Source organism: Clostridium sp. Marseille-P299, assembly GCF_900078195.1.
GTDB lineage: Bacteria > Bacillota > Clostridia > Lachnospirales > Lachnospiraceae > Lachnoclostridium.
The window spans coordinates 1,548,211-1,561,992 of sequence record NZ_FJVE01000007.1 but is presented as its reverse complement, the minus strand read 5'-3'; the positions used below and the strand labels follow the sequence as shown (position 1 = coordinate 1,561,992).

Annotated in this window: 10 protein-coding genes; all 10 read right to left on the bottom strand. The window is 32.3% G+C overall.

From position 1 onward, the window contains the following. Nucleotides 1–306: 306 nt before the first annotated feature. Nucleotides 307–1,548 (bottom strand): competence/damage-inducible protein A, encoded by a 1,242-nt coding sequence (locus tag BN4220_RS14690; RefSeq protein WP_066717931.1) that lies wholly within the window; start codon nucleotides 1,546–1,548, stop codon nucleotides 307–309. Nucleotides 1,549–2,058: 510 nt separating this feature from the next. Further along, nucleotides 2,059–2,601 carry a CDP-diacylglycerol--glycerol-3-phosphate 3-phosphatidyltransferase gene (gene pgsA, locus BN4220_RS14685; protein WP_066717928.1) on the bottom strand — a complete coding sequence of 181 codons (543 nt, stop codon included), beginning with the start codon at nucleotides 2,599–2,601 and terminating at the stop codon, nucleotides 2,059–2,061. A gap of 85 nt (nucleotides 2,602–2,686) precedes the next feature. Continuing rightward, entirely contained in the window at nucleotides 2,687–4,009 is a 1,323-nt protein-coding gene (gene rimO, locus BN4220_RS14680; RefSeq protein ID WP_066717925.1) for a 30S ribosomal protein S12 methylthiotransferase RimO, read from the bottom strand. Nucleotides 4,010–4,186: 177 nt separating this feature from the next. Then, nucleotides 4,187–5,026, bottom strand: coding sequence for a bifunctional methylenetetrahydrofolate dehydrogenase/methenyltetrahydrofolate cyclohydrolase FolD (folD, locus tag BN4220_RS14675; protein ID WP_066717915.1), 840 nt, complete (start codon nucleotides 5,024–5,026; stop codon nucleotides 4,187–4,189). A 120-nt stretch (nucleotides 5,027–5,146) separates the two neighbouring features. After that, the gene (cls, locus tag BN4220_RS14670) at nucleotides 5,147–6,676 is read right to left on the bottom strand and encodes a cardiolipin synthase (protein ID WP_347477112.1); all 1,530 of its coding nucleotides are present in this window, start codon (nucleotides 6,674–6,676) and stop codon (nucleotides 5,147–5,149) included. A gap of 273 nt (nucleotides 6,677–6,949) precedes the next feature. Then, nucleotides 6,950–9,250: a hydratase gene (locus BN4220_RS14665; RefSeq protein WP_066717914.1), complete on the bottom strand. Its 2,301-nt coding sequence runs from the start codon at nucleotides 9,248–9,250 to the stop codon at nucleotides 6,950–6,952. Nucleotides 9,251–9,368: 118 nt separating this feature from the next. Then, nucleotides 9,369–9,956, bottom strand: a complete 588-nt coding sequence (locus tag BN4220_RS14660; protein WP_066717912.1) for a hypothetical protein — start codon at nucleotides 9,954–9,956, stop codon at nucleotides 9,369–9,371. Nucleotides 9,957–10,408: 452 nt separating this feature from the next. Beyond that, entirely contained in the window at nucleotides 10,409–11,821 is a 1,413-nt protein-coding gene (locus BN4220_RS14655) for an MATE family efflux transporter (protein WP_066717910.1), read from the bottom strand. Between the two features lie 249 nt (nucleotides 11,822–12,070). Continuing rightward, nucleotides 12,071–12,403, bottom strand: a complete 333-nt coding sequence (locus tag BN4220_RS14650; RefSeq protein ID WP_066717907.1) for a DUF1622 domain-containing protein — start codon at nucleotides 12,401–12,403, stop codon at nucleotides 12,071–12,073. Between the two features lie 23 nt (nucleotides 12,404–12,426). Next, nucleotides 12,427–13,587, bottom strand: a complete 1,161-nt coding sequence (locus BN4220_RS14645) for an iron-containing alcohol dehydrogenase (RefSeq protein ID WP_066717905.1) — start codon at nucleotides 13,585–13,587, stop codon at nucleotides 12,427–12,429. Between the last annotated feature and the right edge of the window lie 195 nt (nucleotides 13,588–13,782).

The following is a 13,782-nucleotide window of genomic DNA, read 5'->3' as shown; positions in this document are numbered from 1 at the left end:
GTATGTCATTTCTATGTTAATTTCGGTATTAGTTGAAACTTTTTTTCACATTTTCTAATGTTTTTATGAGCATGAGGTATGAATCAATGCAAGAATACTGCAAATCGTGTACTTAAAGAGAAAATTGCTTGTCTTTTTTTTACGGCAACCGTAGACTATTAATAGTCTACGTATTACTTATAATATCAACAATCTACATGTTACTTCACTATCAACAACATACATGTTACTTTACTATCAATAGCCTACATGTTAGCCCATATCAACAGTCTAGGCTAACTTCCATTGCTAAAAGACTACGTCTAACTACACTGCTAAAAGTCTACGTCTTATCATATCCAAAGCAGAAATAATACTAAGTTCACGTACCTTCTCACGATTGCCACTAAAAACAAAGCGTTTAGAATACACCTCTCCCTTTACCACACAACCAATGCATACTGTTCCTACTGGATTTTCCTTTGTTCCACCAGATGGTCCTGCGATTCCAGTAATACCAATCGCAACTTCTGCATTTGCTTTCGTTGCAGCGCCAATTGCCATTTCTCTTGCAATCTCTTCACTAACAACCCCATATTGATCAAGGGTTTCTTTCTTCACGCCAAGTAAATTCATTTTAGCTTCTTCTGAATAAGTAACATAGCCTTCTTTAATCACATCAGAAACACCAGAAACATTAATTAAACGTCCTAAAAACAAACCGCCAGTACAAGATTCTGCAGCTGATAATGTGAATTTCTTCTCTTTTAATAAACCAACCACACATTCTTCTAATGTTTTTGATTCTTCTAAAGAATATATATTTTCATGAAATCTATTCTTTAATTCCTCTATAAAAGGATTTATAAGGCTTCTACCCTCTTCTTCATTCTTAGCTCTAGCAGTAATTCTAAAATGTACTTCCCCAAGCTTCGCATAAGGTGCAATGGTTGGATTGCTTTGATTTTCAATTAAATCAAGAATCAAAGTTTCTGCCATACTCTCCCCAATTCCGCAAACCTTAACCATTGCAGATACTAAAGTATCCCTTGATAAATTTTTAAGAATTGGTATTACTTTAGATTCCACCATAGGAATCATTTCTGATGGAGGTCCTGGTAAAATAAAAATATGTTTCCCATCTGTCTCTATATACAATCCTGGAGCCGTCCCATTCTCATTATCAAGAATGATAGCCCCTTCTATAATTTGCGCCTGCTTCCAATTGTTCTCAGAAATATTAGTTCGCCCAGTACGCGTAAAATAATCTGCAATTCTTTCCTTTGTATGATCATCCATTACTAGCCTTTTACCAATAACTTTAGCAAGAACTTCTTTTGTTATATCATCTTTTGTCGGTCCTAGCCCACCCGTTAAAATAATAATATCCGATCGACTTAAAGAAGTTTTTATCGTTTCACTCAAACGTATCTCATTATCTCCTACAGAAACTTGGTAATACAAATTTAGCCCTAACTCTGCGCACTTTCTAGCTAAATAATGCGCATTCGTATTTACTATATTACCAATTAATATTTCAGTCCCAACACTAATCAACTCAACAACCATACTTATTCCTGCCTTTCTTTTATTCTTTTTTTCTCTTTTTCCCTTTTTCTCTTATCTTTTTTTCTCTTATCTCTTTTTTCTTGTCTTTTAATTATTCATTTTTTCTCTTATGTTCTTATTCTCTTTCCATATTCCTCCCACAAAAGCCCTTCCAAAAAACTTCACTGGATATTTGCACAAAACAAAAAGAACGAATGCGCCTATGTAAATGCATTAGATGTTCTTTTCTTTCATAATTTATGTTATATCAAAAGACAGATTGTCCACGCGTAGCGAGTTATCTGTTTTTTGATATGTTTAACATAAATTATGAAAGAATTAGAACATCTTATGCATTGAAATCGAAGCATGAGTCTTTTTGTTTTGTACAAATATCCATCTCCATCATGTAAACAGGGCTTTTGCCCCGATGCCTTTCGTATAAAAACACAGGGTTGTCATAAAAGGCATAATATATGTTGAATTTTAAAATTACACATACGATGCCTTTATGACAACCCTTATTTTACTCTATTTTGTTCCGTCTTTTAAAACATGTGAATTCTTTACTAAATAATCAATCAAAGAAATTACTGTTAAAATTAAAGCCAAATATAAAAAGATTTGCTCTAATACATTAAAAAATGGATTATTAAAATTAGCAATAAATAAAATACACATAATCATTTGAGCAGTAGTTTTAAATTTTCCCCAATAACTAGCTGCAATTACAAGCCCATTATCAGACGCAACCAAACGAAAACCACTGATAATAAATTCTCTAGCGATTATAACAATAACAATCCATGCAGGAACTGTACCTAATTCAACAAAACATATAAGAGCTGAACATACAAGTAATTTATCTGCAAGTGGATCCATGAACTTTCCAAAATTCGTTACTAAATTATATTTACGCGCAATATGACCATCTAATGCATCAGATAGACATGCAATAATAAATACTGCAAGCGCTAAATAATTTCCAAATGGTATGTTTGGAACCAGTAACAATACTAAGAATAATGGAATCATGCTGACTCTAAAAATTGTAATTTTATTTGGTAAATTCATATAAAATACCTGTGCCTTTCTAGTTTTAAAATTTCTTTTTATTAATAATTTAAAACTTAAATCCCATTTATTTTGGGGGCAACACTTATAGGGCCTTACCAATTAAATCATAGTCCTTTGCCTCCATAACAAGAACTTCTGCAAATTCACCAGACATAAGTTCATCGCTTGTGTGTACAAAGATATAACCATCCACATTTGGAGCATCCATATAGGTTCTTCCAATATAAACACCTTCATCTGGTAATTTACCTTCAATCATAACTTTAAGTTCTTTACCAATCATATCCTTCGCATGATCAAAGGCAATTGTTTGTTGTAATTTCATAAGTTCTTTCTGTCTGCTAACCTTGACTTTTTTAAGAATTTGGTCTTTCATTTTAGCAGCTGGTGTATCTTCTTCTTTACTATAAGTAAATACACCCAAACGCTCAAATTTCATTTCTTTTACAAATGTTTTTAATATTTCATGATCTTCTTCTGTCTCTCCAGGGAAACCTGTGATTAAAGAAGTTCTAAGCGCTATATCAGGTATTTCTTTTCTTAATTTAGCAATTAAATCCCGTAATTCTTTTTGATTTGTACGTCTTCCCATGCGTTTTAAAATATTATCTGATGCATGTTGAATTGGAATATCAAGATAATGACAAATCTTTGGTTCTGTTTTTATAACTTCGATTAACTCATCTGTAATTTCTTCTGGATAACAATATTGTAAACGAATCCATTCAATACCTTCGATGTTACATAATTTATGAAGAAGTTCAGGTAATGATTTTTTACAATATAAATCAACACCATAAACGGTAGTTTCTTGAGCAACTAAAATTAATTCTTTCACTCCACCTTCAGCAAGAAATTCTGCTTCTTTGATTAATTTTTCCATTGGAACACTACGATAGTCACCACGGATTTTAGGTATAATACAATACGTACAGTGCTTATCACAGCCTTCTGCTATCTTTAAATATGAAAAATATCCACCAGTTGTATTAACACGATGTGTTTCAACTGTAGAAAGTTCATTTAAATCTTTAAAGCTTTCAGCTTTTTCACCCTCTAAAACTTTATCAATCACTTCAGAGATTGCATCATAACTTGTTGTACCAAGAAGTGCATCTACTTCTGGTATCTCTTTCATAATATCGTTCTTATAACGTTGTGCAAGACAACCTGTAACAATCAAGCCTTTTAATTTACCATTTTTCTTGTACTCTGCCATTTCAAGAATGGTATTGATACTTTCTTCCTTAGCATCATTTATAAAACAACATGTATTTACAACAATAATGTCTGCTTCCTGTTCTTCATTAGTTAAATGGAACCCTTTCTCACGAATGAGACCTAACATAACCTCACTATCTACAAGATTTTTATCGCATCCTAATGAGACAAAAAATATATTCATTCCTAGCCCAAGCCTTTCTCTACTACTATATAATACGTAATTTATTCCGATTGCCTTTTTAGCAATACTCTTATCAATTGTATCAGTTTTTCTTTTAAATTGAAATATAAAAAATATTTTTTCTAATAATTTTATAGTATTTTAACAATACTTTAAAAATATATCCCTATTTTTGTGTTATAGTGTTGTACTTGCAACACAATTTTTCATTAACATTGCTATGGTCATAGGTCCCACTCCACCTGGAACTGGCGTAATTGCACTTGCAACCTCTACAACATCGTTATAATCTACGTCGCCACAAAGTTTATTATTCTCGTCACGATGAATTCCAACGTCAATAACAACCGCACCCTCTTTTACATAGTCCTTCGTTATAAAACGTGGTTTTCCTAATGCAACAATTAAAATATCTGCACGTTTTGTTACTTCTTTTAAGTCCTTTGTCTTGGAATGACAAATAGTAACTGTGGCATTTTCCCGTAGCATTAACATTGCCATCGGTTTTCCTACAATATTACTTCTACCTACTACCACACATTCTTTTCCTTCGATTTCAATGTTAGAACGTTTTAATAATTCAATAATACCTGCAGGTGTACAAGAAACAAAGCCCTTTTGACCAATGCTTAAAGCACCGACACTTTGTGGATGAAAACCATCAACATCCTTTTTAGGATCAATGGTTTGAATTACTTTATCTTCATCAATATGTTTTGGTAGTGGCAACTGAACAAGAATACCATTTACATCAGCACGATCATTTAATTCTTTGACCAAGGCTAAAACTTCTTCTTCTTTTGTTTCTTCTGGTAATTCATAAGTCAAAGAATTGATTCCGATATACTCGCAGGCTTTCTTTTTATTGCCTACATAAACTGCAGATGCAGGATCATTCCCTACTAGAATTACTGCTAAAGTAACCGAAATTCCCTTTTGCCCTAAAACTTCTACTTCTTTTTTTAACTCTTCTTTAATTTCATTTGATATTCTTTTTCCATCAATAATTGTTGACATTTTTCCTCCCATCCACCAAACCTGGTGATCTAAAATATTTTAAAGAAACTTTTATTCGGTTTCTTTTATTGACTTATTATTCTTGCGCTTCCTTACCCTGACTTATCATTCTTGCTTTTTTTATAATAGTGGTGCAAACAAAATAAGAACAGCTTGTGCAAAGCGTTTTATGAAAGAACTGTTTAAATCCTCTTCACTAATCCGTCTACTTTGCTCGATTGTATTAAGGATATCATCTCTTACTTCTAAAACTGTCTTTGTATTATATAAGAATACACCACATTCAAAGTGTAAGTATAAACTTCGGTAGTCCATATTAATAGTGCCAACCGTTGCAACTTTATCATCGGATACAAAACATTTTGCATGTAAAAATCCCGGTGTAAACTGATATATTTTTACACCATTTTCAATTAATTGCGGATAAAATGATTGAGTTAATAAAAACACAATTTTTTTATCTGGAATGTTAGGTGTAACTATTCTTACATCTACCCCTCTTTTAGCAGCAAGACATAAAGCAACCATCATTTCGTTATCAATAATTAGATATGGTGTAAAAATGTAAACATAATCTACCGCATTGTTTATTATATTTAAATAAACATTTTCACCAACAGTTTCTCCATCCAGTGGCGAATCGCCATATGGTTGCACATACCCATCGTCATTAAACTCTAACTTATTATGGACTTTAGGCATAAAAGCTTCATAGGAAGTATCTGTTTTTCTTACAGCATTCCACATGGTTAAGAACATAACCGTAAGATTCCATACTGCCTCACCCTTTAGCATTATTCCAGTGTCTTTCCAATAACCAAATCGATTCTTTTCGTTGATGTATTCATCTGCGAGATTAATGCCACCAGTAAATCCTGTATGCCCATCAATAACAAGGATTTTTCTATGATCTCGGTTATTCATGACAACAGAAAAAAATGGTACAAAATGATTAAAAGCTTCACATTTTATCCCAAAAGACTCAATATACTTATAATACTTATATGGGAGTGTAGTAAGACTACCAACATCATCGTACATTACACGAACATCGACACCTTGTGCCGCTTTTTCTTTTAATACTTCTAATACTTCATTCCACATTCTTCCGTTTGCAATAATAAAGTATTCTAAAAAGATAAAATGTTTGGCACTTTTTAAGGCTTCTAGAATATCTGGAAAATTCTCTTCACCACTTCGATAATATTTCGTTTCTGTATTTTTATAAATAGGTGAATTGGAATGATCAAGTATATATTTTACTTGACCATAAGCATGCTTATCATTTTCCTTAATAGCCAATAATATTTCTTCTTTTTGACTAACAAATGGTAATATTGCATTTTTTGTATTTTCAATTGATGTACTCATTTTTCTTAGTGGTTCTTTCGTACCAAGCATTGCGTACAGCAATCCTCCAAATAGCGGAAATAAAAGAATTAAAATAGACCATGCTAGCTTAAATGCAGGATTATATCTTTTATTAATAACAAAAAGTAGAGCAATAATACTAAGAGTAGTAAAAAAGAAATTGATAATGATTGAATACTCTGTAAGTCTTAGAAAAAAAGTTATAAACCAGACAATTTGTAGCAGTATAATTGATCCAGCTATAACAATACGACTAAGCAAAATATTTTTAAGTTTCAAACTCTTTCCCTCCATTGCGAAATAGATTTTATCGCCCCTAAAATCTTCATGCTGTCTATTATAGTTCATTTAATTGGAAGAATCAACAAAACTTCTATAAAGTTTCTTAAAAGAATAAAACGAGGCTGCACAAAATAGTCTGCTAGATATGATGTTTCTATGTTTTTTAGTGTTCCCAATAAAAAACACGAAACATCCATAGAAATCTAAACTATTTTGTGACAGCCTCATATTTTATGGACGATACATTGCAGTAGCGTCACTATCTTTTAATTATTTTGCATCTTTATAATAGTTAATTAAGCAACCTTTTAATATGATTTCGCGTTCATCTTTTGTAAGTTCATTTAATTTTAAAGTAAACTTTTTCATTTCATCAGAAACAACATAAGCTTCTACTTCAGTCTTGTTTTCCTCAATGGCTTTCTTAACATCTTTTATAAAGATATAATCTCCATTGTTAAATGGTATTTCATCCTCGAATACAAATGGTAACATACCCCAGTTAATAAGATTAGAACGATATCTCTTCGTTGCATACTCTCTAGCAATATTAGCAAATCCTCCAAGAACCTTCTGACAACTTGCAGCTTGTTCTCTTGCAGAGCCATCTCCTGGTTTTACTGCATAAATTACACTACCAATTTGTGTTTCCAATGGATTAATGTTAAATGTTTCTTGGATTTTTTCAACAATTGGTTTAACTTCTTGGTTTGCTTCATAAATTTCATCTGCAGTTTTTGCAGTAAGTCTTGCTTTTTCTGCTTTCTGAACTTCTTTTGCACGTCCAACGTATGCAGGATCTTTTCTTGATAGAGTAAATTCTGCTAACCCAAGTGGATTGGAACGATAAGAAGAAGTCTCTCCTGATGGAATTAACTCATCTGTTGTTGTAACTGGGTCATGAATGACAGAAACAACCTTAAGTACCAAATCATCTGTCAATGCAGACATCGTTGGCCAGTCAACAATACCAGGACCAAACTTAATTTCAACATCTTTCTGTGGATTTCCAACACCATTATACACACGATTTTCATAAATTGTTGAATCATAGAAGTACTTTGGTTTATTGAAGTTAACATCAATATCTTCTGCAGATGTTAAATATCCTTTATTTGCTGCTGTAGCTGCGATGGAGCGAGCGTCCATTAATGCTACGGAAGCGATTTGACCACTTGTAATCTTTGAACCTTCTCTATTAGGGAAGTTTCTAGTTGTATGACGAATACTTAATCCGTTGTTTGCTGGAACATCTCCTGCTCCAAAACATGGACCACAAAAAGCGGTACGGATTGTAGCACCTGTTTGCATTAACTTAGCAACAGAACCGTTCTTTACTAATTCCATAAAGACTGGCTGACTTGCTGGGTATACACTTAGTGAAAACTCATCGTTTCCAATAAACTTGCCATCTAGGATGTCAGTTGCATCACAGATATTTTCAAATCCACCACCTGCACAGCCAGCGATAACGCCTTGCTCAATGTACAATCTGCCATTACGAACTTTGTCTTTTAATGTGTACTTAATATTGGAATTATCCAAACTAATCGCTGCTTTTTTCTCAACTTCATCTAAAATATCATATAGATTAGCATTTAAATCATCAATTGTATATACATTGCTTGGATGGAATGGCATTGCAATCATAGGTTTGATTTCTGATAAATCCACATAAATCATTCCATCATAATAAGCAACAGAACCAGGATTTAATTCTTTATAATCTTCTGGTCTACGATGAATTTCATAGAATTCTTTTACAGCATCATCGGTTCTCCAAATAGAAGAAAGACAAGTAGTTTCAGTGGTCATAACATCAATTCCAATACGATAATCAACACTTAAATTGTCTATACCATCACCGATGAATTCCATTACTTTATTGTTCACATAGCCATTAGCGAAAACCTCACCAATAATTGCAAGTGCAATATCCTGTGGTCCTACACCTTTTCTTGGCTTTCCAGTTAAGTATACACCAACAACTTTTGGCATCTTAATGTCATATGTTTTATTTAATAATTGTTTTACAAGTTCTGGACCGCCTTCACCCATTGCCATGGTACCAAGTGCACCATAACGAGTATGGCTATCGGAGCCTAAAATCATTTTTCCACCGCCTGCTAGAATTTCACGAGCATATTGGTGAATTACTGCTTGATGAGGTGGTACATAAATTCCACCATATTTTTTTGCGCAAGATAAACCAAACATATGGTCATCTTCATTAATTGTTCCACCAACGGCACATAAGCTATTGTGACAATTTGTAAGTACATAAGGAACTGGAAATTGCTCTAACCCACTGGCACGTGCCGTTTGAATAATACCAACGAATGTGATGTCGTGGGATGCTAATTTATCAAATTTGATTTTTAAATGTTCCATATTCCCAGAAGTATTATGTGCAGATAAAATTTGATATGCCATTGTATTCTTGGCAGCATCTTCTTTAGATAAAATATTATTTCCTAGTTTCTGGTTGAGTATTGCTGCTGATTCATTATTTTCTTCAATAATTTCAGCACCATTAAGTACATATGCACCTTGTTTAAAGAGCTTAATCATGTCAAAATCCCCCTTCTAGTATCTGTCGTTTATCCGCACTTACAAACTATGTTGAAAATATCTTTTGTATGAACGAATTTTTGCTCAATTGTTATGTTCATGTAAAGCTATTTACTATTTATTCATTATCTAGTAAATGCATTTCATAAGTATCATTACATAAAGTGTTTGCAGTTGAACCAAATAAGCCAGTGGAAGCTTTTACTTTCATATCAACTTCACCGCTTTTATCTTCTTTGAAAACAACTTTAATTTTTCCATCAAATTTTGAATTAAAGAGTCCAGTATCAATTGTTCTTGTTTCTTCGTTTTCAAAAGTAATCTCTAATATAAGACCGGATCCTGTTCCTTTTAATTCACTTAAATCAGGTAAAGAAGCTTTAAACGTCTCTCCCGCTGCAAGTTCAGTGTCAGCAATATTTTCTGATTGATATGCTACTTCTTTGGTTTCACTGGTTTTGTCATCACTATCAGTGCTTGTCTCTTCATATTTGGTACCAGAAAAGTATGCCTTAACCGATGTAATTTTTCTGCTTGTATCGTTTGTTATACTTATTTTAGATTTGCTTACACCTTCAGCAATTACCAAAATAACAAGCAATAACAATACGGCCCCAGCAATACCACCAAATAGCATTTTCTTTTCACGAGTCATTACTGCCTTCACATTAACTTCTTGTTTCTTTTTCGGTTTAATCTTCTTCATATGATCTTTCCTTCCTCGTATATGTTTCTAATGATTTGTATAACATATCCATTTAATATTAATATGAAACTATGGATTTATCAAGTGTATATTTTAACATTTCATGATGTATAAAGTCAAATTATGCGATAAAAAAAATGAAAGATAAAACTTTCTTTTGCACAAAGCAATAAAAGTATGGAAGAACATAGATAAATAGTTACTTCCATACTTTTAGAATTTTATTTTAAATTATATTTTAAGTTTATAATCTAGCGTATATCTTAGGTTTATAGCCTAGATTTATATCCTAGATTTATTTCCTAGATTTATTTCCTAGATTTATTTCCTAGATTTATAATGTAGTCTAATAATCAATAAATTTCACTAATCATTGCAGCATCTGCTTTGCTGATTATTGCAACCAATCAACTTATAGCGTTAAATTAATTTTATAAACAAAAATTTAAAAGTTAATTTGCTACATTTCGAAACTTAATATTCTCTTTTTTACAGATATGACGAATAACAAAAAATGCTATTATAACCGAAGTTATGGAAACTAAAGTATTACTAATAAACATAACCAAACCACAACTAACAGCACCTAAATCCGTAAACTTTTGTAATGCATAAAGAACTGGAATACGGTAAACAAATACTCTTAAAAAGTTGATGATTAATGTTATCTTCGTATACCCAAAGCCAAGTAACAAAGAAATAACGGATGCATTAAATGCCAATGGGATACAACCTCCAAAGGCTTCAAATCGATACATTGAAATAATCATATTTTGAAATTCAACATTAAAACCTCCAGATGAATTAGCAAATACATATGTTAGAGGCTTTAAAAATATAAGAGTTGTAACCATGCCAACAAAGCCAATTGTAACATTTACTACCAATGTTCTTTTAAAAGTTTCTAATGCACGTTTTGTTTGTGCAGCCCCTAAGTTTTGACTAATAATCGCTGCTCCACCTTCTTGAAATCCATTTTGAGGTCCAGTTGTAATTCCGCCGATATTATTTGAAATATTAAGCGCACCAACTGCCAATCCTCCATAACTACCACTCATTGAATTTACAATAACTTTACCAAGTGAAAAAGCCATTTTTTCGATAATTACAGGAAATGAAAGTCTTAACATCGGACCAATGACTGGCTTTTTTAATTCGATGCTTGAGAAGGAAAATCCGAACGCATTGTCTTTTTTATTCAAACTAATAATTGCAGCAATTAAAATAAATGATTGGGAGATTACATTTGCAATCGCTATCATTTGAATACCACTTTTTAATACATATACAAATATTGCTGTTAGTGACAATTTAAGTACGATAATACCAAAATTTAAATAAAGAATGCGTTTTGTATTCCCTCTTGCACGTTCAATTGCTAAATACACATTATTAAAAAATGTAATAACGATGCCAACTAATTCAATTGCAAAATACTGACTTCCCACTGCAATTAAATCTGCTGGAGTGTTCGCTAATTTTAAAATCCTTTGACTAAATGGAACCATGCATAATAAGACTGCCCCTAAAAGTGCACATATTGATACCAAACTACTTACACGCTTTTTTACTAATTCGTAATTTCCTGCACCATAAGCCTTACTAATTTCTAAACTACTTCCCACTGCAAGTCCACCACCAATTGCACTAATCATATTATTTAATTGAGATAGATATGCAACTGCAGATACCGATTCCGCACTTATATGGGAAGCCATCATTGTATCAATAAGACGGAAAACCAAATTTAATGTTTGGTAAAAAGCAAGTGGTAATCCGACACTAAGAACAACCTTCCACAAGTTTCCATTTAAAGCAAACTCTCTAAAATACTTATCTTTTTTTGATAAAACAACCTTTGACATTTTGTCTCCTTTTCTTGCATGTAAGTATTGCATTTATATAATGAATATCTATTACTAAACATCATAGGACAAATTTTTAATGTTTTCCATCGATTATTACTCATCAAAACTCATAATACAGTTTAATTGCTTTTAACTGAAACAAGTAAAAATGCCAGCATCATTAAAACATAGTGTTTTAATAGATTACTGGCATGTTTATTCATTACTTTTGAATCTAATAAAATTCAAATTATAGAACTTAAAAGATTATTTTTTATGTGATCCCATATTTAATTCTTCATTTTTAATTTCCCAATGAATTAAAAACGTTAATGCTGCTCTTAACAAAATAATACCGCCAACTAGAATAATTTCTTGGTAATCTCTAACAACAACGGTTCTTAATATTTCGCTTCCAAGTTTAAACTCTAGTCCCATGGACATCCCTCTAGCTAGATTTAATCTTGTATAGGGACTACGTTTTAAATGCTGATAAAGACCTTGTATTCCTGTAATTATTAATATAAAAACTCCAATATATTCAAATAATAAAATAGAACCCTCGACAATTCTTTCAAGTATGAAATGAAGTAATTCCATATTCTCCTCCACGGTAGTATTTTTTATAAGCACATATTAAAAATTTCCACTACATCATCTTTTGATAATGGAACGTATGCATCGGCTAGTCCGCCAAACTTAACAGCCTTTTCCGCCATGATTTCAAACTTTGAAGCATCGATTCCTAATTCAGTTAAAGTCATAGGAATCTTACACTCTTTAAAGAACTGCTCTGTTTTATCAATCGCCTCATTGGCTATAGCATACTTATCCTTACTTGCATCTAAGTTCCAGACATTCACTGCATATTCCACAAATTTATCAACTGTTGTCTCACTTAAAATATAGTGCATCCAACGTGGAGTTAATATAGCAAGACCTACTCCATGTGTAATATCATAAAATGCACTTAGCTCATGTTCAATTGGATGGCATGTCCAAGATCCAGATTTACCTGCACCAGTCAAGCCATTCAGTGCCATACTACTTGCCCACATTAAATTAGCCCTTGCTTCATAATCGTCCGGTTTTTCAAGTGCTATTTTACAATATTTAATACAAGCTTTTAAAATTCCTTCTGCAAATCGGTCCTGAATATAAGCACTTGTATCTGCTTTAAAATAGTTCTCAAATATATGAGACATAATATCAGCAGTACCCGCTGCGGTTTGAATTGCCGGTAAACTATAAAGATACGTTGGATCTAATATACTTGCTTTTGGAATCATATTCATTGAAGATGTTCCAAACTTTTCATTTGTTTCCATATTAGAAATTACTGCATTTTTGTTCATTTCTGAACCAGTTGCCGCCAACGTTAAAACAGTTACAATTGGAAGTACCTTATCAATCTTACTTGGATCAAGTACAATATCCCAAGTCTTACCTTCATAATAATACCCTGCAGCAATTACCTTACTACAATCGATTGTACTTCCTCCACCAACAGCTAATACAACATCTATATTATGTTCCCTACATAAAGCAACACCTTTTTCTACCGTAGTAATTCGTGGGTTAGGTTCAACTCCTGATAATTCTACTACATTATAATCTTTTAACAATTCCATTACTTTATCGTAAATACCAATTTTTTTAATACTGCCGCCACCATAAACAAGCAACACATTTTTTCCATATTCAGCGACAAGGCTTGGTAAGTTTTCTATTTGATCTTTACCAAATAACATATTCGTATACGCATGAAATCTAAAATTCTCCATATTTCCTCCATTTTCGCCGACAAAGACAGCCTAAATTTTATAAAATCTTTATTTCGGTTTCAATTCTTACATTGATACAATCATTTTACCTGTTTTCATTACGAATAGCAACCAAATATGAAAGGCTTTTGTAAACATTCGTGTACGTACCGTTTTTTAAACGTTATATAGTACGTATCACTTAGTTTTCAAAAG